Here is a 20672-nt window from a genome sequence, read left to right on the forward strand (position 1 = left end):
CTCAGTCGGCCACGTCCCACCGGACGTCGGCCCGGTCGCGGGTGCCGTCCGCGGCGAACCACGCGTCCTCGGCGGCCTGCCACCGCCGCAACGGCTCCCGGATCGCGTCGCCGTCGCGGGCGACCGCACGGGCGGTGCGCACCGCCCGGTCCGGGTGCTCCACCCAGACCGTGCACGACAGTCGCTGCGACACCGCACGGCGTGCGGCCGAGACGCCCTCGAGGACGAGCACGTCCACCTCCGGCACCGTCACCGGCCGTCGCGGCACCGGGGTGCCGCCGCTCCAGTCCATCGCCAGGAACGCCGCCGGCCGGCCGGCCGCGACCGGCGCCAGGACCTCGTGCTCCAGGCGCGGCCACCAGTCGAACGGCTCGTCCCAGGTGGCGAAGTGGTCGGTGCGGACCAGTGCCACCCGCTCCCCCGCCGCGGCCAGTGCCGGGAGCAGCCGGTCGGCGACGGTGGTCTTGCCGGACCCGGACGGTCCGTCCACGGCGACCAGACGGACCGCACCCAGCCGCGGTGCCGCCGACCGGATCGTCAGGGTCAGCGCGACCAGCGGATCCGGCCGGGTCACGCGGGCGGGCGGCTCATCCGACGGAGGTCCGGCCGGAGAACGCCCGGCCCAGGGTGACCTCGTCGGCGTACTCGAGGTCGCCGCCGACCGGCAGCCCGGACGCCAGCCGGGTGACCGACAGTCCCGGGAAGCTCTTGAACAGCCGGATCAGGTACGTGGCGGTCGCCTCGCCCTCCATGTTCGGGTCGGTGGCGATGATGACCTCGGTGACGACGTCGTCGGCGACCCGACGGAGCAGCGGCGCGATGCGCAGCTGCTCGGGGCCGATGCCGTCGATGGGTGAGATGGCCCCGCCGAGCACGTGGTACTTCCCGCGGAACTCCCGGGTGCGCTCGACGGCGGCGACGTCCTTGGGCTCCTCGACCACGCAGATCGCGGCCGCCTCACGGCGCGGGTCGGCGCAGATCCGGCACAGCGCCCCCTCGGCGACGTTGCCGCACAGCTCACAGAACTTGACCTCGTCCTTGACCCGCTGCAGCGCCGTCTGCAGCCGGGTGAGGTCGGCGGGATCGACGGTCAGCAGGTGGAACGCGATGCGCTGGGCGGACTTCGGGCCGATGCCGGGCAGTCGGCCGAGCTCGTCGATGAGGTCCTGGACCGGTCCTTCGTACACCGACGGTCAGCCCGGCAGACCGGGGAGGCCGGGCATCCCGAGACCACCCGCGAGGTCGCCGAGGCCGCCGGTGACCGGACCCATCAGCTGCTCGGTCAGCGCCTCGACCTCCGTGCGGGCGTCCCGGACGGCGGCGATGACGAGGTCGGCGAGCGTCTCGGTGTCGGCGGGGTCGACCGCCTCGGCGGCGATCTCCAGCCCGACCAGCTCGCCGGTGCCGGTCAGTGTCGCGGCGACCAGACCACCGCCGGCCGTTCCGGTGACGGTGGACTCGGCCAGCTCACGCTGCGCGCGGGCCATCCCGTCCTGCATCTGCTGGGCCTGCTGCATCAGCTGCGAGAGGTCGAATCCGCCTGGCTGCATGGAGGAGCTCCTCGGGGTGCGTGGGTGGGGCACGGGCCGACTGCGCCGCGTGGCCCGGTCCACCCTACTGGCGGTGCCGCCGGCGACCGGTCAGCTGAAGGTGCCGCGGACGATGCTGACACCCGAGTGGGTCGGCACTCCGTCGGCCGGCTCGTCGGAGATGTCGACGGTCCGGTACTCGGCGGTGTCGATGCCCTGCGGGACGGTGAAGTCCCCGCGGCCCGCGTGCAACGAGCCGAGGGAGACCATCTTCCCGTCGGCACCGAACAGCCAGACCTCGTAGGCACCCGGGATGGCCGGGAGCTCCGGCGCGTTGACGACGACCCGCTGGGCGCCGTCGACCGTGACCAGCTCGGCCTGCCCCGCGGTCGGCTCCGGGAGTGCGACCGGGGCGTCGGGCAGCACGTCCAGGGCGGCGGTCGCCCGCACCTCGGTCGGGTCGGGCTGCCGCGTGTCGCGGGTGACGGCGATCGCCCCGGCGCCGAGGGCCGCGCCGACGACCAGTGCCGCTGCGGCCGGCAGCCACCGGGCCCGGCGTCGGCGACGCTCGTCGAGTTCCGTCGGCGGGACGATCCCGGAGCCCTGGTGCGGCTGGGGGTGCGTGACCGGTGCGGTGGGCGCCGGACCGGACGGTGCCGGTGCGCCGGGTGCCGCCGCCTCGCGTGCCGCGCTGGTCCGTGCGTCCTGCCCGGTCGGCGTCGACGCGTCGGCACCGGCGGTGATCCGTGCGTCCGGGGTGGCGGCCGTCGGCGCGTCGGGGACGGCGGTCAGCCGGCCGGCCGGGGCCTGGCCGTTGCGGGAGGCCAGGCCCAGCTCGTCGGCGATCGCGTCCCAGACGTGGGGGCCGGGGGCGGGCAGCGCCTCGGCGGCCTGGTCGTCGCGCACGAGCGCGGCGACGTAACGAAAGGCGTCCACCTCGTCCCGGCACGCCGGGCAGTCGGTCAGGTGGTCGCCGAGGCCGGCCAGACCGTCCAGATCGGGGCCGGAACTCACGGCGAACAGTGCGAGGTCGTCGGGATCAGGGTGTCGCACCGTCCACCTCCCAGACCTTCCGCAGGTGGATGAGCGCCCGCCTGATGTGACTCTTCACGGTGCCGAGCGGCATGCCGGTCGTCTCCGCGATCTCTGAATGGCTGAGGTCGGAATAGAACGCCAGCCGTAGGACTATTCGTTGCTGTTCGGGCAATCGATTGACCTGATCTCCGACGATCACGGAATCGACCACCCGGTCGGTGGTGCGGTCCTCCGCCGTGGGCGGCGCGGACCGCTGCGCCGCGACCATCACGCGCCGGTCCTTGTCCAGCCCGGCGTAGTGGTCGGCGACGAGCCGCCGGGCGATGCCCAGCAGCCACGCGGCCAGTGACCCCCGCGCCGGGTCGAACCCGTCCCGGCCCTTCCAGGCGCGGACGAAGACCTGCTGCACCAGTTCTTCGGCCTGGTGGTAGTCACCGAGCCGCAGCATGCCGATCCGGAACACCATGCCGCTGTAGCGGTCGAACGCCAACTTCAACGCGCCTTCGTCGCCGGCGACGAAGGCGCTGACCATCACATCGTCCGGCTCGGGACCGGCGGTGTTCACCGGGCTGGCGGAGGGGCGGTCGGGCACAGTGCGGAGCCTACTGAATGGTGCGGGGTGATCGCTCAGGCCGGACCCGCCGGAACCGGGACCGCGGTGATCGCGATGTTGTCCTCGTAGTGGCCCGCATCGGCGTCGAAGTCTCCGCCGCAGGTGATGAGGACCAGACGCGGACTGCCGCCGCGGTCGAAGATGCGGTCCAACGGCACCTCGGACTTCGCCCACTCCTCGCGGGACAGGACGGTGAAGTCGTGCGCGGCACCGGACGCGTCGACGACGGTGACGAGGTCACCCTCGGCCAGTTCGCCGAGGCGGGCGAACGGGCCGGCTCCCTGGGTGGCGCTGTCGACGTGACCGCTCAGGACGGCCGAGCCGGTGGCCTCGCCGGGGACCGGTCCGTAGCGGTACCAGCCGATGTCGTCGACGTCCTCGGGGATCTCCAGCTCTCCCGACCCGGTGACCCCGATCGGGATGACCGGGCTGTCGATGCCCAGTGTGGGCATCCGGAGCCGATCGGGCGGGCCGGGCGCGGGGACGACCGGGGTCGCGGGCACCGGCGTGGTCGCGGGCGCGGGCGCGAGTGCGGGCGGGAGTGCGGTGGTCTGACCCGCTGTGGTCTCCGGGACGGCGGGCGCGAGGTCGGTCGGCGGCACCGACGTGGACGCCGGCTCCGATCCGACCGGTTCGGGCGCCGACTCCGGACTCTGCTGCGGGGATGTCGGTGGAGAACCGGCCAGCGCCTCGGCGGCGGCCGCGTTGAGGTCGGTCACCGACTCCCCCGCCGGGTCGGGCGTGAGCCCGGCCCAGGCGAAGGGAGCGGCGATCAGGAGGACGACTCCCGTCGCCAGGCACAGCACGGCCTGGCGACGGGACATCCTCCGGGGTGGTGCCGACGGCCGTCCCGGATCGGGAACGGTCAGCTGGCCCGTCCCGCGGTGAGGCGACGGCCACCGACGGCGGCGGCACCGAGGCCGGCGGTCAGCATGACGACCAGCGCCACGGTCGACCACGGGCTCGAGGCCGGGCCGCTACCGGCCGGGACACCGCTCGGGGAGGAGTGCAGGCCGCTCACGGTGAACGACACCAGGCCCAGGGTCCCGTCGGCGGCGCTGCCCACGGCGTGCACGAACGTCGCGGTGCCCTCCTTGAGGTCCAGGTCCGCCGGGCCGATGGCCACGGTGGTGGTGCCGGCGAGAACGACGTCGGCGGAGACCTTTCCGGCCGGGATGTTCAGCACACCCTGGTTCGGGTTGGTCACGTCCGACAGCACGACGGTGCCGCCGGCGCGGACGTCCACCGCGGGGGCGGCGGCGGTGTGCCGGACGACGAGGCGGGTCTCGCCGGCCTTGACGGTGGAGACGTCGTTGGCGAACGGCGTGATGGTCGGGCTGCCGTCCTCCTTGAGGTGCGCGACCAGCGACACACTGGTGCCGGCCACGAGATCGGCCTTGGCGGTGAGCAGCGGGGCCGAGGCGTCGGCGGCGTCGGCGGCCGTGACGGCCACGTCGTAGCTGCCGGCCGGCAGGTCCAGCGGACCGGCCACCGTCTCGGGGGCGAAGTCGTCGAGGGTCAGGGCCCCGTTCACGTAGACATCGACCGGCAGATCCGGGATGCCGTGAACCACGTACACCTCGGCGGTTTCCGCCGCGGAAGCGGCGGTGGCACCGAAGACGGCGGTGGTCAACGCGAGTGCGCTGACTGCGGTGACAGCTGCGAGACGCCTCATGGGTCCTCCTGGTTCGAGCGGAACTGCTTGACGTTGCCATTACCTCGGGGGCCGGTCCGGTGGATGCATGTCGACGGGTGCATTCGCCGGCAGGGCTGGCAGGCTGACGCCCATGGACGTGCGACGAAGGGCCGGGCGCCGGGTCTCCGGCGGGATGCGGGCACGGCTGACGACGGTGGTGCTGGGTGGACTGCTGCTCGTGTCGGCCTGCGGCTCCGGATCGGCGGCTCCGGGGTCGGGCCCGTCGGCTCCGCTCGGCACTCCGGTCTCGGCGGCGCCGTCGACCACCACCGGGACCGCCGGCGGCGAGGTGGTGGCGCCGCCGCTGACGACCGCGTCGGTGACGGCGGCGGAGACCGTGCCCGCCACGACGGCTGCCCCGGTGGAGCCGACCGCGCCACCGGAGGTGACCGAGGTGGCGGTGACCACCGCGACGCCGGTTCCGCTGCCGTCCCCGGAGCCGGCGCCCACCACCTCGATCTCCACGACGACCACCACCGCCGGCGCGCCGTCCCCGGTGGTGCAGGGTGACGGCGCCGGCCGGACGGTCGTTCTCGACCCCGGTCACAACGGGGCCAACGGGGCGAACCCGTCCATCGTCAACGCCGAGGTCGACGCGGGCTTCGGCCAGCGCAAGGCCTGCAACACCACCGGCACCTCGACGGACGACGGCTACGCCGAACACCGCTTCACCTGGGCGGTGGCCCAGCGGGTGACCGCGCTGCTGGAGGCGCAGGGGGTGCGGGTCGTGCTGACCCGCGACTCCGACGACGGGGTGGGGCCGTGCGTGAACGAGCGTGCCCGGATCGGCAACGAGTCCGGGGCCGACGCGGTGGTGTCGATCCACGGCGACGGCTCGGCGCCCGGCGACCGCGGCTTCTACGCGATGACGTCGGAGCGGCTGCCCGCCGGCGAGGACGTCGGGGCGGCGTCCCGGACGCTCGCCGCCGCGGTGCGCGACGGTCTGGTGGCCGCCGGCGCCGAGCCCAGCAACTACCTGGGCTCCGAGGGACTGTGGGAACGGGACGATCTCGCCGGGCTGAACCTGTCACAGGTGCCCACGACCATGCTGGAGCTGGGCAACATGCGCGACAGCGAGGACGCGGCGTTCATGACGTCCGACGCCGGGCAGGACCTGCTCGCCGCCGGCATCGCGCAGGGCGTCCTGGACTACCTCGCGGCGGGCTGACGCGCCGCCGTGTCGCGTCGGCCGTTCGGCGGCGGGAGCATCGGCGCCGGACCGGTGCGCCACCCTGCCGATCCGCGGACGGCGGGCCGACCCGAGCGGCACCGGGTCCCCTTACGGTGGTCGCGTGAGCGATGACGGTGTGCCGGTGCAACGCCCCCGACGGACCCGCAGCGCGGTCCGGGTGGTGCTGACCGACGAGGTGGGACGGGTGCTGCTGTTCGAGGATTCCGACCTCGGGGTGCCCGGGGCGCGCTGGTGGATGACACCCGGCGGCGGCATCGACCCCGGCGAGACCGTCGGGCAGGCGGCGGTCCGGGAGTTGCGGGAGGAGACCGGTCTGGAGCTGCCCGAGGACCAGCTGCTGGGGCCGGTGGCGGTGCGGACGGTGTGGCACGGCTACTCCGACCAGATCGTCGAGCAGGCCGAGTGGTTCTTCCTCGTGTCGGTGCCCGCGTTCGTGGTCGACATCGCCGGCCACACCGAGGACGAGAAGGCGACCGTCCTGGGCCACCGTTGGTGGGAGCCGGCCCGGCTGGCGGCCGCCGCGGACCTCGTCTGGCCCGCCGACCTCGCCGCCATCGCCGCACTGCGCGACGCCCCGGACACCTGGCCGGTCGATCTGGGCACCGTCGAGGAGTCCATAGTCCCGATCTGAGCGGGCCGCCCGTGTCGGCTGTCCGACGGTGGGCACCCCGTCCGGTCACGCGGAGTGCAGGCGCCGCCCCGCCGCCGGCCAGGCCACGACGCCGAGATCGTCGAGCATCGCTGTGTACTCGCGCCGCGCGGCGGCCGCCGCGGCCGGCTCGGCGAGATCGGTCAGCGCCGCGACGAGGCGGCGCCACAGCCGGTCCTGGCACCGGTCCCATCGCAGGGCGGTCCGGGTGACCCGTACCACGTCACGCGGCCGCCCCGCCCGCGCGAACGCGTCCGCGAGTTCCGCGGCCACCCACGACGCCCGGGCCCGCACCCGGTCCCGCTCCTCGACCACCCACGCCGCCTCGCCCGCACCGGGCAGCAGGGTTCCGCCGTACGCGGCGAAGGCCGCCTCGAGCCGCTCCGTCCGGCCTTCCCGGCGACCGCCGCGGGCGTCCGCGGCGAGCTGGTCGAAGCGGCGGACGTCCGTGCCGTCGTGCGCGAGCACGAGACGGTAGCCGTCCCGGTCCCGGATGAGCGAGGGCCCGCCGGCCGCCGTGAGCATCGACCGCAGGGCACTCACACCGACCGCGACGCGGTGACGGACCCGGCCGGGTTCGGCGTCCGGCCAGAACCACTCGCCGAGCCGGGTGTCGGGTACCGCACGGCCGGCGTGCACGCACAGCGCCTGCAACAGCGCGTGATGCTGCGGGCGCAGCCCGGCCGACCCCACCGGGACGCCGTCGATGCGCAGTTCGAACGCACCGAACAGCCGCACCCTGACGGCCGGACCGGTGCTGCCGCCGGCGTCCCGCCCCGGACGGTCGAACGACCGCACCGCGCGTTCGTAGGCCGCCACCGCTTCGGGCAGCGCGCCGTCGGCCGCCAGCCGCCGGGCCATCGCGACCCAGGACGAAGCGTCCACCACGGGATCGTCGGCACGACACATCGGCTGTCCTCCGGAGATGATGGGGACGCCCGATCGCGGTCCCACCAGTCCGAGGACCGCGCGCCGGCCGCAGATACGTCCCGGAGGACCGGACATGGAACAGGACCGCGCCGAGGCGCTCAGCGCCGTCGAGGCGGCGACGGCCGACCGGCGGGCCGCCGACGAGGCGGCCGCCGCGGCCCGGGACGTGCAGAGCGACGCCATCCGGCTGGCGTTGACCGCCGGTGTGCCGGCTGCGCGGCTCCGTGACGCCACCGGTTTCTCGCTGGCCCGGATCTACCAGATCAGGGACGGCCGCCGCTGAGCCGGCGGGGCCCGGTTAGGTTGGACTCCGCGCCGGTGCGGATCACGCCCCGGCGGGTGCGGGAGGAGCAGTCATGGCCGAAGCAGTGATCGTGGCGACGGCGCGTTCGCCGATCGGGCGCGCGTTCAAGGGCTCACTGGCGGGGATCCGGGCCGACGACCTGATGACCCAGGTCGTGCAGGCGCTGCTCGACGAGGTACCGGCGCTGGACCCGACCACCGTGGACGACCTGTTCGTCGGCGCCTGGGACCAGGCCGGCGAGCACGCCGAGAACATGGCCCGTCGGATCGCCGTCCAGCTCGGCTACGACCACCTGCCCGCCGTGATGGTCAACCGGGCCTGCGCGTCCAGCGTCCAGACCGCCCGGATGGCGGCCAACGCGATCGCCGCCGGTGACGGTGACGTGTTCATCTCCGGTGGGGTCGAGAGCATCTCGCGATACAGCCGCCAGACCCGTGTGGGCTCCGGCGATCCGGACCTGCAGAACCCGATGTTCCGGGCGGCGCAGGAGGTCTCGGAGTCCTACGTGGACAGCAACGAGACCTGGCACGACCCCCGCACCGAAGGGCAGCTGCCCGACATCTACCTGGCGATGGGCCAGACCGCGGAGAACGTCGCCACCTACTGCGGGGTGACCCGCGAGGAGCAGGACGCCTTCGCGCTGGCTTCCCAGCAACGGGCGGCGGCGGCCGTCGCCGACGGCTTCTTCGCCCGCGAGATCACCCCGATCATGCTGCCGGACGGTTCGGCGGTCACCACCGACGACTCCCCCCGCCCGTCGACCACCGCGGACGGGCTGGCCGCGCTGAAGCCGGTGTTCCGCGCGCAGGGCACCATCACCGCCGGGAACGCCTGTCCGCTCAACGACGGCGCCGCGGCGGTGCTGATCATGAGCGACGTGCGCGCCCGGGAACTCGGCCTCACGCCGCTGGCCCGCATCGTGGCGACCGCGGCGTCGGCGCTGTCGCCGGAGATCATGGGCCTCGGACCGGTCGACGCGACCCGCCGGGTGCTGGCGAAGGCGGGCCTGGGCGTCGACGACATCGACCTGTTCGAGATCAACGAGGCCTTCGCCGCCCAGGTCATCCCGAGCTACCGGCAGCTCGGCATCGACCCGGCGAAGCTCAACGTGCACGGCGGCGCGATCGCCCTGGGGCATCCGTTCGGTTCCACCGGCGCCCGCATCATGACCACCCTGATCAACGGGCTGCGGTCCCGCGACGAGCAGTTCGGCGTGGAGACGATGTGCGTCGGCGGCGGGCAGGGCATGGCCATCGTGCTGGAGCGGCTCAGCTGACCTGCGGTGTTCACGCCGGATCGGCGTCGTCCGGTTGCAGCGCGGCCGTACAGGCGGTCAGGTCACCGAACAGCGCCCGCTGGCGTTCCGGCGACAGACCGGCGAGCATCCGGCGTTCCACCGCGGCGACGCGGGTCGAGGCGTCGGTCAGCAGGGTGCGCCCGACGGGGGTGACGACCGCCCGCTGGTGACGTCCGGCCCCTTCGATCCGGATCAGGCCCGCGTCGGCGAGTCCGGCGAGCAGCTGATGGGTGGCCTGCCGGGTGACGAACACCCCGCGGGCCAGCTCCGCGTTGGTCAGGCCGGCGCGTTGCACCAGCAGTTCCAGCGCCGCGTACTGAGCGACGCTCAGTCCACAGTCGCGCAGGGTCGCATCCATCGCCGTCCGCAGCGCGGTGGCCGCCCGCTTCAGCGCGTATCCGATCGAGGTCGGCAGATCGACTTGACTCACGTCAAGATCTTGACATAGTTTCCGGACGTCAAGTCCTTGACGAACGAGAGGAACCATCATGACCCAGCCCACGGTGACCGGCCCCAGCTTCCTGGCCCTGCAGGTCCGCGACGTCGAGGCGGCGGCGACGTTCTACGAGAGCCGGCTGGGCCTCGTCCGGGCGCCGCAGTCACCTCCGGGCGCCGTCGTCTTCGCCACCGCTCCTGTCGCGTTCGCCGTCCGGACCCCCTTGCCCGGAACCGATCTCGGCAGTGGCCGCCCGGGCCTGGGGGTCGCTCTGTGGATGGCGTCCACCGACACCCAGGGTGTCCACGACCGACTGGAGGCCGACGGGGTCGAGATCGTCACGCCGCCGTTCCCCGGCCCGTTCGGCCTGACCTTCGTCTTCCGCGACCTCGACGGCTACGCCGTGACGATCCACGACGCCGCCTGACGGCCGGTCAGCGAACCGCTCGCCGCCCGGACTCGCACAGCGGCGCCGGCGGCGCACCCACCGACCCGGCACAGCGGCCGGCGGGGCCGGCGCTGCGCGCCGGGGGCCAGCTGAGCCCCGCTCAGTGCATGCCGAGCCGGGCGAGCGGCTCCACCAGTTCCCGCTCCTCGTACGACAGGTGCGACAGCAGCGTGTCGGTGAGCAGGTCCATCGCCGCCCGCAGCTCGTCCATCCCGGTCGGCGTCGACACCAGTGCCACCAGCGCCCGGTCGACGCCCTCCAGCACCTCGTGGATGACGAGGTGCTCCTGCTGCAGCCGGTCCACCACCGGCGCGAGCCTCGGATCGGCCCGCTCGAGGTGGGGCAGCATCGACTGGTCCTCGATGGTGTGGTGGGTGGTCACCACCCGGCAGTAGGACTCGCAGTAGGTGCCGAGCGTCCAGTTGTTCTGCCGCATCGTCATCGTGTTGAGGTGCGACCGGGCGGCGCCGACGCCCAGCGACCCGGCGGCGACCTGCTCGACGAGGTCCTGCACCTGGGCGAGCTCGGCCCGCAGATGGTCGTGGATGTCGATCAGGTGCTGACCGCCGACGAGCTCCTGCCGGGTGTAGCGGCGGGCCGGGTCGGGCGCCGGGCCGGTGGGGCGGGCGGCCTCGTCCCACACCCGGCGCGAGCTGCGGCGGACACCGTCGTCCGGAGTGGGCACGACGGCGAATCCGGTGCCGGCGTGGCGGCTCTGGACCAGCGGCGCCGGCCCCGCCGCCGGGACCGGGGCGGGCGGCACCGGGGCCGCCGGGACCGGGGCGGTCCGCTCGGCCGCGACCAGCTCGCGCACCGCGGGCGCTACCTCGGCGGCGAAGCGACGCAGGTCGTCGGGATCGTCGGTGCCCAGGATGAACGTGCTGATGCCGTCCTCGAGCGCCCATCGGGTCAGGTCGTCCACCCACCGGGCGGCCGGACCCTGCAGCGGCCCCGTCCCCGACCCGGTGAAGCTGCCGGACACGTTGAGCAGCCGCCGGACCGCCGACGGCGAGCGACCGGCGGCGGCGGCCGCCTCGTCGATGCGGAGGTTGCCGGCGGCCAGGTCACCGTCGGCGAGATAGCCGAGCGACGGCAGCCAGCCGTCGGCCACCCGGCCGGTCAGCTGCAGCATCCGCGGCTTGTAGGCCCCCAGCCAGATCCCGATGTCGTGCGCCGGCGCCGGGCCGCGCTTGGCCCCGTGCACGCGGTGGAAGTCGCCGTCGACCCGCACGCCGCCGCGGGTGTCGGTGTCCCAGATCCGGCGGATGATCTCAATCGCCTCGGCGAGCGCCTGCACGGCGTCGGCCGGCGTGAGCCGCTGCCCACCCATCGCCTCGATGGCGTCCCAGAACGCGCCGGCGCCCAGGCCCAGCTCGACGCGGCCGCCGCTGAGCAGGTCCAGCGACGCGGCACTGCGGGCCAGCACGGCCGGCGGCCGCAGCGGCAGGTTGAGCACGTTGGCGCTGACCGCGACCCGCTCGGTGCGCGCCGCCACGACGCTGAGCAGCGTCCAGGTGTCGAGGAAGCCGGGCTGGTACGGATGGTCCTGGAAGGTGACCAGGTCCAGGCCCACCTGCTCGCAGAGCATCGCCAGCGAAACCGTCTGTTCGGGCGTTCCCGCCGACGGGGTGAGGAACGAACCGAAGGCCAGGTCGTGGCCGTAGTCGGTCATCGCGGAACTCCGGAGGGGTCGAGCGTCCGTCCGACAGTGATGCCGGACAGATCGTCTATCGGACAGATGATCTGTTCAGCACGCCACCCTACGACCATGAACTCCGGCGCCCCCCTGGACGACGACCTCGGCTGGATGCTGGGTGTGGCGTTCCGGGCCTACGCCCGCGCGTCCGAGGATGCCTCCGCGATCTGCCGGGCGGCCCCCGTGGCTACCAGATCCTGAGCACGGCCTGCGGTGAGCACCCCCGCAACCAGGGGGCGATCGCCGAGGATCTGGGGATCGACCGGACGGTCCTGACCTACCTCATCGACGACCTGGAACGGCAGGGCCTGGTGGTGCGCCGACCCGACCCGGCCGACCGGCGGAGCCGGCTCATCACCGCCACGCCCGCCGGACGCATGGCCTGGGAGGACCGCCGGGACGCGCTGCGGGAGGTCGAGAACCAGCTGCTGGCCCCCTTGAGTGCCACCGAGTCGGCCGGTCTCCGCGCGGCGCTGCGGGCGCTGGCCTGCCGTGTGCAGCAGTCCGACCCGATGACCGACCTGTGCGCGGCGGTCCGCGAGGGCGACAGCGCCCGTTGACCGGTCAGCCGGTCGCGCGGGCGTAGGCCGCGAGGTGCGACGGCCGGCCCCCGGGTCCGGCCACCGCGTCCCGCAACGGCTCCCAGCCGTCGCCGTGCCGGTCGATCCGGTCGTGTACCAGCTCGACTCTGGTGCCGGCGCCGGTCGGCGTGAAGGTCACGGTGACGCGGCTGGTCGGCGCATCCGGTGCCGGCACCGCCCAGTCCGGTCCGATCGGCCAGCTGAAGGCGAAGACCTCGTCGGGCTCCCACCGCAGCACGCGGCCCCCGTCGCACGTGCGGCCGTCGACGGTGCGTTCACGGACGGCGCCCCCCACGCGCGGCTCGATCCAGACCTCGGCCGGCTCGCCGTCGAGGAGATGGTGGCCCCGGTTCCACCAGGTGTCCAGGCCTGCGGTGAAGACCGCGAACGCGCGGGCCGGCGGCACCGGGACGTCGACCGCGGTGCGCACGACGTCGACGGACGGATCGGCGTTCATCCGGGCTCCTCGGAACGGACGGCGGCGGACCCGCCGGCCGCGGCGCCGGGGGTGTCGGCGATGACGGTCGCGGCGAAGTCGGCCAGGGCGGCGGTCCAGAACCGGTCGGAGTACGCCCGTAGCGCGCCCACCCCGGCGAGGTCGACCGCGTCGATCCTCCGGGTTCCGCGGGCCGTGGCCGACACCAGGCCGGCGTCCCGCAGCACCCGGAGGTGCTGCGAGACAGCGGGCCTGGACACCGGCATCAGGGCGGCGAGGCTCCCCACCGAATGGGGGGCCTCGGCGAGGGTCTCGAAGATCCGCCGTCGGGTCGGGTCCGCCAGCGCTTCGAAACCGGCTTGAACCACCACATCGGTGAGCTACGACTTACCGACGACTTCTGTCAATGGGAAGCGGTCTCGGCCTCCGCCGCCGCGGCCACCGCGCCGGCGGCGTCGTCGGAGTCGCGCCGGAGGAAGCCGAAGGCCACGAGGACGATCGCGAGCATCGCGTATCCCAGGGCGACCTCCGGCGCCGCCGCCCAGGACACCTCGGGGGCGTGGATCAGGCCGACGAAGCTCAGCACCGCACCGACCGCCGCCGCGATCGCCGAGGCGTAGAACCGGCGCACCAGCAGGAACGCCACGACGGACCCCAGGACCATCCCGGCGAGGACCGCCCCCTCACCCAGCACCTTGAGACCGGAGTACACCAGACCGGCGTCAGCGAGGGCCTTCTCGCCGACCTGGTCCGCCGTCGTACCGGCGGCGGCCAGGGCGTTGTCGATCTGGCCGACACCCCATGACGCCAGGTTGGGCAGGATCGCGGCCACCACCGCCGCCGCCTGGATCCGCGGCACCGACTGGAACGCCTGCGCGCCGATGAGCAGTCCGATGTAGAGCAGGATCGGCACGATGGCCGGCGTCGGCAGCACCGCCGCCAGCACGCCGAAGAGCCCGAGGAAGCACAGCACGGCGATCAACAGCCCGCTGGCCATCGAGTACATGCTGCGGCCACCGGAGGCCTTCCACCCCGGGTGACCGATGTAGACGGCGGGCGGGAACGGCGACCCGAGGGCCGCACCGATCACCGCCCCCGCACCGTCGGCGAGCAGCACGCTGCGCAGGTTGAAGTTGTCGCCCGCCGCCGCCGCGCTCTCGACGTTGCTCATCGCCTCCGCGAAGTTGTAGACGCCCAGCGGGATGGCGGTGGCCAGCAGCGGGGCCAGGTCCCCCAGTCCGTTCAGCAGCATGTCGACGTGGAAACCCGGCAGCGCCACCGCGATGTCGCTCACCGCGGCGCTGACGTCCGGCACCGACATGTACCCGCCGATCCAACCGATGGCGGTCCCGACCAGCAGTGCGGCCAGGCCGATCGGGATGCCGCCGGGGAGCCGGATGTTGGTGAAGAAACCGACCAGGATGATGCCCAGCACCGGGAGCCCGATCCACGCGGCGTCCCAGATCTGGCCGGCCGGCCGCATCGAGATGAAGGTCAGCGAGATCCCCGCCAGGGTGCCCAGCATCGCAGCACGCGGGGTGATCCGGCGGATGAACGGCCCGATGAACGCGCCGATCAGCACGATGACACCGATCACGAACGCCCAGGCCAGGCCCGCTTCCCAGGCGCGGACCGCGTCACCGGTGCTGAGGAAGATCGGCAGCATGATGACGAAGACCACGATGAACATGTGCGGCACGCTCGGCCCGTACGGCAGAGCCGTGACGTCCGAACGGTTCTCGCGGCGCGCCAGCCGCCGGGCGAGGACGGTGTAGTAGACGTTCCCGGCCAGCATCGCCACCCCCAGCGCGGGCAGCACGGTCCCGAGGACGTCCCCGGAGGGAACCCGGACCACGAAGATCAGCAGTGACGTCAGCGTCAGCACGTTGACCAGGATGTTGAAGCCGAGACCGAAGAAGGCGTTGGTCTCGCCTCTGGTCCACAGCGGCAGGGACGGGGCGCCGGGGACGGACTTCGACGCGGTGAATCCGGGCAGGTTCATGGGGCTTCCTCGGGGCGGGGTGGGGCGCGGAGGTGGTCGGCCGGGCAGGGGGGCACAGCGGCGGGGTACAGCGGCGGGCAGAGGCGTGGAGCAATTCGCCGCGGGGCACAGCGACGGGCAGCGGCCTCGGAGGTGGCCCGCCGAGCGGGACACGGCGGTGAGCGGCTCGCCCGGGTCAGCAGGTCAGGACCGGGGTCGCGGCGAGAGCCGAGATGACGGAACGGGAATCGGCGACCCAGCCGAAGATGCCGCCCTGCGCGGCGACCATCTCCAGACCGACCCGCTGGAATTCCGGGAAGTAGGAGCCGACGCAGTCGGAGACCACGAGGCACTCGAACCCGCGGTCGTTGGCCTCACGCACCGTGGTGTGCACGCAGACCTCGGTGGTGACGCCGGTGACGAGGAGCTGGGTGATGCCCGTGCTGGTGAGCACCTCGTGCAGGTCCGTGGCGTAGAACGCGCCCTTGCCGGGCTTGTCGACGACCAGTTCCCCGGCGACGGGGGCCAGTTCGTCGATGATGTCGTGGCCGTACTCGCCGCGGACGAGGATGCGCCCGTTGGCCCCGACATCCCCGATGCGGCGGGACGGCTGTCCCCGTCGCAGCTTCGCCGGCGGACAGTCCGACAGATCCGGCCGATGGCCCTCTCTCGTGTGGATCACGGGAACGCCGGCGGCGCGGGCGGCCGCAAGCAGCTCCACCAGGGGTGGCACCACCTGACGCAGCAGGCCGACGTCGTTGCCGAGCGTCTCACCGAACCCGCCGGGCAGCAGGAAGTCCCGCTGCATGTCGATGATCAGCAGCGCGACGCCGCCGGGGCCGAGCGGGAACGGGCCGGGGACGGCGTCGACCGCCGGGAACGCGGGGTGGGGAACGGACACGGCTGCCTCCAGGACGGAACGGACAGGTACGGAGCGGACAGGTGGGGAGCGGACAGGTACAGGACGGACGGGAACCGGACGGACAGGAGCGGGAGCAGATAGCGGCAGGAGTGGAGCGGTGAGCGGCTCAGCGCTGCGCGAGGTAGGCGCGCCAACCGCCGTGGGCGGAGATGTCCTCGGGCGGCACCGGGCCGGCCGACGCCGAAGGATCGGCCACGAAACCGATCTCGACCCGTCCGTCGGCCAACTGCACCCTGCCCAGCGCGACGTCGGGTGCGGAGCCGGCCAGCACGGCGGGCAGGGCGGCGGCCGGCACCGTCCAGGTCTCGACGGCGATCGCGACGCCGGCCGGGTCGGCGACGAGCACCGGCACCCCGGGAGTGTCCCCACCGGTGCGCAGCAGTCGGTACGCCGCAGCGGTCGTGGTCTGCTCCTGCAGCACCGCACCGCGGTTCACCAGGTCGACGCTCCGGGGTTGGCCGGACAGGTGATGGCCGACGACGACGAGAACGACCGGGTCCGCGTCGGCCGGGCCCGGCGACGCTGCCGGGGGTGGGGGCTCCGCCGCCAGGGCGGCGGCGACCGCGAGCACCCGGTCGTCGGCCAGGGCCGGGCCCAGGATCATCAGGCCGGCGGGGCGGCCGTCGGCGGTGTGCCCCGCGGGGACGGCGACGGCGCACAGGTCGAGCAGGTTGCCGAAGTGCGTGTAGTGGCCGAGCACCGTGTTCGTCGCGATCGGGTCGGCGAGCACCTCGTCGACGGTGAAGGTGGTGCCGAGGGTCGGCAGGACGAGCACGTCCATCCGCTCGAACAGCCTCGCCACCTCGGTGCGCAGCGCGAACAGCCGGTGCTCGGCACGGAAGACGTCGACCGCGCTGTACCCCCGGCCGCTCTCCAGGATGGCGCGGATGACGGGCAGGACGGACTCCGGGTGGCTGTCGAGGAAGCCACCGAACTCGGCGAGGCGCTCGGCCACCCAGGGACCGGAGTACAGCAGCTCGCCGGCGGCGGTGAAGGGTCCCAGCGGCGCCGTCACGACGCGGGGGAAGTCGCGTTCGACGCGGTTCCTGGCGGCGAGATGGGCGTCGCGCATGGCGGTGTCGCCGAAGAACTCGAGATCGCCGGTGGCCGGCAGCCCGATCCGCAGCGCGGCCGCGGGGGTGGCGTCGCGGCGGCGGTCGCGGGCGTAGGGATCGCGGTCGTCCCGTCCGGCGACGACGTCGAAGACCGTGGCCAGGTCGGTGACCCGGCCGGCGATCAGGCTCAGACAGTCCAGTGACCGGCAGGCGGGCACCAGGCCGACGGTCGGGATCAACCCGCGGGACGGCTTGAAACCCATGATCCCGTTGAGGGCCGGCGGGACCCGGCCGGACCCGGCGGTGTCGGTGGCCACGGCGAACGGGACCTCGCCGAGCGCGACCGCAAGCGCTGAGCCGGAGCTCGAACCGCCGGAGATCAGCTCACCGCCGTAGACGCTGCGCGGGATGACACCGGGGGTACGGGTGCCGTTGAGGCCGGTGGCGAACTGGTCGAGGTTCGTCTTGCCGACGAAGACCGCTCCGGCGTCGAGCAGTCGCTGGACGGCCGGGGCGGTCGCCGTGGCCGGATAGCCGTAGTCGGGGCAGGCGAGCGTGGTCGGGTACCCCGCCACGTCGATCGAGTCCTTGACGCCGAACGGCACGCCGTACAGCGGCAACCGTCCCGGATCGGGCTCGCGCATCAACGCTCTCGCCCGCGCGAGGACGTCGGACGGGTCGGCCACGGTGATCCAGGTGCCGTCGTCACCGCGACGATCGATCCGCTCCATGACCTCCTCGGCGGTGTCCACGAGGCTCGCCGTGCTGTCGCGGTGCCGGGTGACGAGGTCGGACACCGAGGGGGCCAGGGTCGGACCGGGACGGGTGGGGGCGGTGATCGGGGCTGCCATGCGCTCGATTGTCGACAATCTGCGTCACCGGCAGGCAACTGCCGTGTTAAGAGCGCGCTACCGACTTCTCACACGGATCCGGTCACCCCGCCCCGAGGTCGGAGTGCGCTGACAGGTAGCGCTGCGAGCCGTGGTCGGCGAGTGCGGCGAGAACGAGGTCGACGTCGTTGGTCTCGAGCGCGGTCAGCAGCTGCTGGTGTCGCCGCAGCCCTTCGTCGGGTCCGTGCAGGGTGGCCTCCAGCCGGAGGTTCACCGCCATCGGGCGCTGCAGCTTGAGCAGGATGGGCTCGAGGGCGAGGTCGAGCTGCCGGTTGCCGGCCAACGCGACGATGGCGGCATGGAAGGCGCGGTGCGCGTCGTCGGTGGCCAGCTCGTCCCCGGTGTCGCGGGCGATCCGCATCGACGCCAGCTCGGCCCGGACGGCGGCGAGCGGGTCGGTCCCGTCCCGGCTAATCAGTGGCAGTGCGCTGGTCACCGCATGCCGCTCCAGCAGCGCCCGGACCTCGAACAGCTGGGCGATGTCGATGTCGGACCAGGTGGCCACCCGGGCGCCCCGCCGCGGCAGGTGCTCGACGAGCCCCTGCTGGGCGAGCAGCCGCAGCGACTCCCGCAGCGGCGCACGGCTGATCATCAGCCGCTGACAGATCTGCTCCTCGATCAGCCGCTCGCCCGGTTCGAGGTCACCCGAGAGGATCTGGTCGCGCAGCCGCCGCGTGGTGGCCTCCACGAGGCTCGGTGCGAACAGGCCGGTCTCGACGGTGGCAGGCATGCGGTGCTCCCCCTCGTCGCCGTCCGGATCGTGTCCGGCCCAGTGTAGGAGGCTCCCCTGCGGGACCTGCCCGGTGCGCGGTCGGCCCGGGCCGTCCGTCGCCGGTGGCCGGTCGGCGTCAGACGACCGGCTCGACGACGTCCACCACCGCGCGGTTCACCGGGATCGTCCCGGCCGCGATGTCCTCGGCGAAGTGGCAGGCGACCCGGTGCCCCGTGGTCAGCGTCCGCAGCTCCGGACGTTCGGTGTCGCACCGGGTCGGCTGCCGCCACGGGCAGCGGGTGTGGAAGCGGCAGCCGCTGGGCGGGTTCGCCGGGGACGGCAGGTCCCCGGTGAGCAGGATCCGCTCGCGGGTGTCCTCCACCACCGGGTCCGGCACCGGCACCGCCGACAGCAGCGCGATCGTGTACGGATGCCGGGGCGCGGCGTACAGGTCCTCCGCGGACGCCTCCTCGACGATGCCGCCGAGGTACATCACGCCGACCCGGTCCGAGATGTGTTTGACCACCGCCAGATCGTGGGCGATGACGATGTAGGTCAGCCCGAACTCCTCCTGCAGATCCGACATCAGGTTCACCACCTGGGCCTGCACCGAGACGTCCAGCGCGCTGACCGGCTCGTCGGCGACGATGAGGTCGGGGTTCACGGTCAGCGCGCGGGCGATGCCGATGCGCTGCCGCTGCCCGCCGGAGAACTCGTGCGGGTACTTCTTCAGCGCGCTCGTCGGCAGCCCCACCGACGACAACAGCTCCCGCAGCCGGGCGGCGGTGGACGCGTCGTCGGTGGCCAGCCCGTGCGCCCTCATCCCCTCGACGAGGATCGACTGCACCGACTGCCGTGGGTCCAGCGACCCCAGCGGATCCTGGAACACCATCTGCATGCGGCGGCGCATCCGACGCAGGTCCTCACCCTTGAGCGCGGCGACGTCGGTGCCGTCGAAGACCACCCGGCCGGCTGTCGGCTCGCTCAGCCGCAGGATGCCGCGGCCCAGCGTGGACTTGCCGCAACCGCTCTCGCCGACCAGCCCGTAGGTCTCGCCCTTGCGCACACTCAGCGACACCCCGTCGACGGCGTAGACGTAGCCGACGGTCTTGTCGAAGAAGACGCCCTTCCTGATCGGGAAATGCACCTTGAGGTCGTCGACCTCCAGCAGCACGGGGGCCTCCGTCGCAGGTGCTCCCGCCGCTCTCGATGAGCCCGTGCCCGCCGTCATACCGTCTCCCCGAAGTCGATCGCACCGGACGGCACGACGTGCGCGCCGACCGGACTCACCCCCAGCTCGGGGTTGAAACACCGCAGCAGATGACCGTTCTCGGCGTCCGGGGCCTGCGTGAACCCCGGTGTCTCCTGTCGGCAACGGGCGATCTCGTTGCGGCAGCGCGGCGCGAAGGCGCACCCACCGTCCCATGGGATGTTGTCGGCCACCGAGCCCAGGATCGGGGTCAGCCGCTCCCCCGGCCGGGCGTCCACCCGCGGGATCGACTCCAGCAGACCGTTCGTGTACGGGTGCCGGGGCCGCTCGAAAAGCTCGTGCCGGCCGGCCCGCTCGACGATGCGCCCGCCGTAGAGCACGTTGACCTCGTCGCACATCCCGGCGACCACGCCGAGATCGTGGGTGATCATGATCAGCGCCGTCCCTGACTCGGTGACCAGCGACTTGAGCAGCGTCAGGATCTGCGCCTGGATGGTGACGTCGAGTGCGGTGGTGGGCTCGTCGGCGATCAGCAGCCGCGGCCGGCAGGCCACCGCCATCGCGATCAGCGCCCGCTGCCGCATCCCACCGGACAGTTGGTGCGGGTACTCCTTGAGCCGGCGCATCGGGTCCGGGATGCCCACCTGGTCGAGCAGGTCGCGGGCCTCCTTCGCCGCCGCGGCCCGTTTCATGCCGCGGTGCCGCTCGAGGACCTCGGTCACCTGCAGCCCGATGGGCACCACCGGATTCAGCGAACTCAGCGGGTCCTGGAAGATCATCCCCAGGTCGCGGCCGCGGCGGTCGCGCATCTCGCCCATCGACAGCCGCAGCAGATCGGTGCCCTCGAAGGCGACCGACCCGCTGACCTCGTTGCCCCGCTTGTTCAGCAGCCGCATGATCGCCAGCGACGTCACCGACTTGCCACAGCCCGACTCGCCGACGAGGCCGACCGTGCGGCCCTCCTCGACCTCGAAACTCACGCCGTCGACCGCGGCGAAAGGCGCCGAGCCACGGCGGGTGAACACGACCTTCAGGTCCGACACGGACAGCAGAGCCATCA

25 protein-coding genes are annotated in these 20672 nt (G+C 73.3%); 7 read left to right on the forward strand and 18 right to left on the reverse strand.

Features of this window, described 5'->3' with window-relative positions; all coding sequences use genetic code 11:
- Window position 1 precedes the first annotated feature (1 nt).
- The 7 genes from DB033_RS16445 to DB033_RS16475 form a co-directional block, all read right to left on the reverse strand.
- Complete coding sequence (locus DB033_RS16445; protein ID WP_240615942.1) at window positions 2–574, reverse strand: uridine kinase family protein; 573 nt, start codon at window positions 572–574, stop codon at window positions 2–4.
- A gap of 13 nt (window positions 575–587) precedes the next feature.
- Entirely contained in the window at window positions 588–1187 is a 600-nt protein-coding gene (gene recR, locus DB033_RS16450) for a recombination mediator RecR (RefSeq protein WP_111767967.1), read from the reverse strand.
- Window positions 1188–1193: 6 nt separating this feature from the next.
- A complete protein-coding gene (locus tag DB033_RS16455) occupies window positions 1194–1550 on the reverse strand; it encodes a YbaB/EbfC family nucleoid-associated protein (protein ID WP_111767968.1) in 357 nt (118 codons plus the stop codon).
- A 90-nt stretch (window positions 1551–1640) separates the two neighbouring features.
- Window positions 1641–2582 carry an anti-sigma factor gene (locus tag DB033_RS16460; RefSeq protein ID WP_157970740.1) on the reverse strand — a complete coding sequence of 314 codons (942 nt, stop codon included), beginning with the start codon at window positions 2580–2582 and terminating at the stop codon, window positions 1641–1643.
- Window positions 2569–3156 (reverse strand): RNA polymerase sigma factor, encoded by a 588-nt coding sequence (locus tag DB033_RS16465; protein ID WP_240615943.1) that lies wholly within the window; start codon window positions 3154–3156, stop codon window positions 2569–2571. The genes DB033_RS16460 and DB033_RS16465 overlap by 14 nt, the downstream gene beginning before the upstream one ends.
- Before the next feature lie 35 nt (window positions 3157–3191).
- Window positions 3192–4001, reverse strand: a complete 810-nt coding sequence (locus tag DB033_RS16470) for a class F sortase (RefSeq protein ID WP_157970741.1) — start codon at window positions 3999–4001, stop codon at window positions 3192–3194.
- A 41-nt stretch (window positions 4002–4042) separates the two neighbouring features.
- Window positions 4043–4852, reverse strand: coding sequence for a DUF4397 domain-containing protein (locus tag DB033_RS16475; protein WP_111767970.1), 810 nt, complete (start codon window positions 4850–4852; stop codon window positions 4043–4045).
- A gap of 112 nt (window positions 4853–4964) precedes the next feature.
- Between DB033_RS16475 and DB033_RS16480 the strand changes: the two genes are divergently transcribed.
- Together DB033_RS16480 and DB033_RS16485 are read left to right on the forward strand one after the other, a co-directional pair.
- Window positions 4965–6041 carry an N-acetylmuramoyl-L-alanine amidase gene (locus tag DB033_RS16480; protein WP_205843955.1) on the forward strand — a complete coding sequence of 359 codons (1077 nt, stop codon included), beginning with the start codon at window positions 4965–4967 and terminating at the stop codon, window positions 6039–6041.
- A 124-nt stretch (window positions 6042–6165) separates the two neighbouring features.
- On the forward strand, window positions 6166–6696 hold the full coding sequence (locus DB033_RS16485) for an NUDIX hydrolase (protein ID WP_111767972.1): 531 nt from the start codon (window positions 6166–6168) through the stop codon (window positions 6694–6696).
- A gap of 45 nt (window positions 6697–6741) precedes the next feature.
- Here DB033_RS16485 and DB033_RS16490 read toward each other — a convergent pair whose 3' ends face one another.
- Window positions 6742–7599 (reverse strand): AfsR/SARP family transcriptional regulator, encoded by an 858-nt coding sequence (locus DB033_RS16490; RefSeq protein WP_157970742.1) that lies wholly within the window; start codon window positions 7597–7599, stop codon window positions 6742–6744.
- A gap of 118 nt (window positions 7600–7717) precedes the next feature.
- Here DB033_RS16490 and DB033_RS20795 point away from each other — a divergent pair, with 118 nt between their 5' ends.
- The gene (locus DB033_RS20795) at window positions 7718–7927 is read left to right on the forward strand and encodes a hypothetical protein (protein WP_157970743.1); all 210 of its coding nucleotides are present in this window, start codon (window positions 7718–7720) and stop codon (window positions 7925–7927) included.
- Between the two features lie 73 nt (window positions 7928–8000).
- The gene (locus DB033_RS16495) at window positions 8001–9224 is read left to right on the forward strand and encodes an acetyl-CoA C-acetyltransferase (RefSeq protein WP_111767974.1); all 1224 of its coding nucleotides are present in this window, start codon (window positions 8001–8003) and stop codon (window positions 9222–9224) included.
- Window positions 9225–9234: 10 nt separating this feature from the next.
- Here DB033_RS16495 and DB033_RS16500 read toward each other — a convergent pair whose 3' ends face one another.
- The gene (locus DB033_RS16500; protein ID WP_205843956.1) at window positions 9235–9675 is read right to left on the reverse strand and encodes a MarR family winged helix-turn-helix transcriptional regulator; all 441 of its coding nucleotides are present in this window, start codon (window positions 9673–9675) and stop codon (window positions 9235–9237) included.
- Between the two features lie 58 nt (window positions 9676–9733).
- Between DB033_RS16500 and DB033_RS16505 the strand changes: the two genes are divergently transcribed.
- On the forward strand, window positions 9734–10108 hold the full coding sequence (locus tag DB033_RS16505; RefSeq protein WP_111767975.1) for a VOC family protein: 375 nt from the start codon (window positions 9734–9736) through the stop codon (window positions 10106–10108).
- 121 nt (window positions 10109–10229) lie between these two features.
- Here DB033_RS16505 and DB033_RS16510 read toward each other — a convergent pair whose 3' ends face one another.
- A complete protein-coding gene (locus tag DB033_RS16510; RefSeq protein ID WP_111767976.1) occupies window positions 10230–11801 on the reverse strand; it encodes an LLM class flavin-dependent oxidoreductase in 1572 nt (523 codons plus the stop codon).
- Between the two features lie 96 nt (window positions 11802–11897).
- Between DB033_RS16510 and DB033_RS21700 the strand changes: the two genes are divergently transcribed.
- Entirely contained in the window at window positions 11898–12026 is a 129-nt protein-coding gene (locus tag DB033_RS21700; protein WP_276309225.1) for a hypothetical protein, read from the forward strand.
- A 56-nt stretch (window positions 12027–12082) separates the two neighbouring features.
- Window positions 12083–12385, forward strand: coding sequence for a MarR family winged helix-turn-helix transcriptional regulator (locus tag DB033_RS21505; protein ID WP_476703779.1), 303 nt, complete (start codon window positions 12083–12085; stop codon window positions 12383–12385).
- Window positions 12386–12389: 4 nt separating this feature from the next.
- On the opposite strand, the gene DB033_RS16520 is transcribed toward DB033_RS21505, so the two are convergent.
- The 8 genes from DB033_RS16520 to DB033_RS16555 all read right to left on the reverse strand — a co-directional run bounded on the left by DB033_RS16520 (window position 12390) and on the right by DB033_RS16555 (window position 20670).
- Window positions 12390–12863 carry an SRPBCC domain-containing protein gene (locus tag DB033_RS16520; protein ID WP_111767977.1) on the reverse strand — a complete coding sequence of 158 codons (474 nt, stop codon included), beginning with the start codon at window positions 12861–12863 and terminating at the stop codon, window positions 12390–12392.
- Window positions 12860–13213 (reverse strand): ArsR/SmtB family transcription factor, encoded by a 354-nt coding sequence (locus tag DB033_RS16525; RefSeq protein WP_240615945.1) that lies wholly within the window; start codon window positions 13211–13213, stop codon window positions 12860–12862. Before DB033_RS16525 ends, DB033_RS16520 begins: the two co-directional genes overlap by 4 nt.
- A 32-nt stretch (window positions 13214–13245) precedes the next feature.
- Complete coding sequence (locus tag DB033_RS16530) at window positions 13246–14844, reverse strand: SulP family inorganic anion transporter (RefSeq protein ID WP_240615946.1); 1599 nt, start codon at window positions 14842–14844, stop codon at window positions 13246–13248.
- Between the two features lie 175 nt (window positions 14845–15019).
- Entirely contained in the window at window positions 15020–15724 is a 705-nt protein-coding gene (locus DB033_RS16535) for a cysteine hydrolase family protein (RefSeq protein WP_111767978.1), read from the reverse strand.
- 127 nt (window positions 15725–15851) lie between these two features.
- A complete protein-coding gene (gene atzF / locus DB033_RS16540) occupies window positions 15852–17651 on the reverse strand; it encodes an allophanate hydrolase (protein WP_170315575.1) in 1800 nt (599 codons plus the stop codon).
- Between the two features lie 82 nt (window positions 17652–17733).
- On the reverse strand, window positions 17734–18420 hold the full coding sequence (locus DB033_RS16545) for a GntR family transcriptional regulator (protein ID WP_111767979.1): 687 nt from the start codon (window positions 18418–18420) through the stop codon (window positions 17734–17736).
- A gap of 118 nt (window positions 18421–18538) precedes the next feature.
- Window positions 18539–19633, reverse strand: a complete 1095-nt coding sequence (locus tag DB033_RS16550; protein WP_111767980.1) for an ABC transporter ATP-binding protein — start codon at window positions 19631–19633, stop codon at window positions 18539–18541.
- Window positions 19630–20670, reverse strand: coding sequence for an ABC transporter ATP-binding protein (locus tag DB033_RS16555; RefSeq protein ID WP_111768393.1), 1041 nt, complete (start codon window positions 20668–20670; stop codon window positions 19630–19632). The genes DB033_RS16550 and DB033_RS16555 overlap by 4 nt, the downstream gene beginning before the upstream one ends.
- Between the last annotated feature and the right edge of the window lie 2 nt (window positions 20671–20672).

This window comes from Nakamurella deserti, from assembly GCF_003260015.1.
Lineage (GTDB): Bacteria > Actinomycetota > Actinomycetes > Mycobacteriales > Nakamurellaceae > Nakamurella > Nakamurella deserti.

Coding starts and splice junctions, on each gene's coding strand:
- DB033_RS16495 (WP_111767974.1), top strand. CDS start 8,001: ATGGCCGAAGCAGTGATCGTGGCGACGGCGCGTTCGCCGATCGGGCGC.
- DB033_RS16475 (WP_111767970.1), bottom strand. CDS start 4,852: ATGAGGCGTCTCGCAGCTGTCACCGCAGTCAGCGCACTCGCGTTGACC.
- DB033_RS16555 (WP_111768393.1), bottom strand. CDS start 20,670: ATGGCTCTGCTGTCCGTGTCGGACCTGAAGGTCGTGTTCACCCGCCGT.
- DB033_RS16510 (WP_111767976.1), bottom strand. CDS start 11,801: ATGACCGACTACGGCCACGACCTGGCCTTCGGTTCGTTCCTCACCCCG.
- DB033_RS16520 (WP_111767977.1), bottom strand. CDS start 12,863: ATGAACGCCGATCCGTCCGTCGACGTCGTGCGCACCGCGGTCGACGTC.
- DB033_RS16545 (WP_111767979.1), bottom strand. CDS start 18,420: ATGCCTGCCACCGTCGAGACCGGCCTGTTCGCACCGAGCCTCGTGGAG.
- DB033_RS20795 (WP_157970743.1), top strand. CDS start 7,718: ATGGAACAGGACCGCGCCGAGGCGCTCAGCGCCGTCGAGGCGGCGACG.
- DB033_RS21700 (WP_276309225.1), top strand. CDS start 11,898: ATGAACTCCGGCGCCCCCCTGGACGACGACCTCGGCTGGATGCTGGGT.
- DB033_RS16455 (WP_111767968.1), bottom strand. CDS start 1,550: ATGCAGCCAGGCGGATTCGACCTCTCGCAGCTGATGCAGCAGGCCCAG.
- DB033_RS16470 (WP_157970741.1), bottom strand. CDS start 4,001: ATGTCCCGTCGCCAGGCCGTGCTGTGCCTGGCGACGGGAGTCGTCCTC.
- atzF (WP_170315575.1), bottom strand. CDS start 17,651: ATGGCAGCCCCGATCACCGCCCCCACCCGTCCCGGTCCGACCCTGGCC.
- DB033_RS16530 (WP_240615946.1), bottom strand. CDS start 14,844: ATGAACCTGCCCGGATTCACCGCGTCGAAGTCCGTCCCCGGCGCCCCG.
- DB033_RS16505 (WP_111767975.1), top strand. CDS start 9,734: ATGACCCAGCCCACGGTGACCGGCCCCAGCTTCCTGGCCCTGCAGGTC.
- DB033_RS16550 (WP_111767980.1), bottom strand. CDS start 19,633: ATGACGGCGGGCACGGGCTCATCGAGAGCGGCGGGAGCACCTGCGACG.
- DB033_RS16480 (WP_205843955.1), top strand. CDS start 4,965: ATGGACGTGCGACGAAGGGCCGGGCGCCGGGTCTCCGGCGGGATGCGG.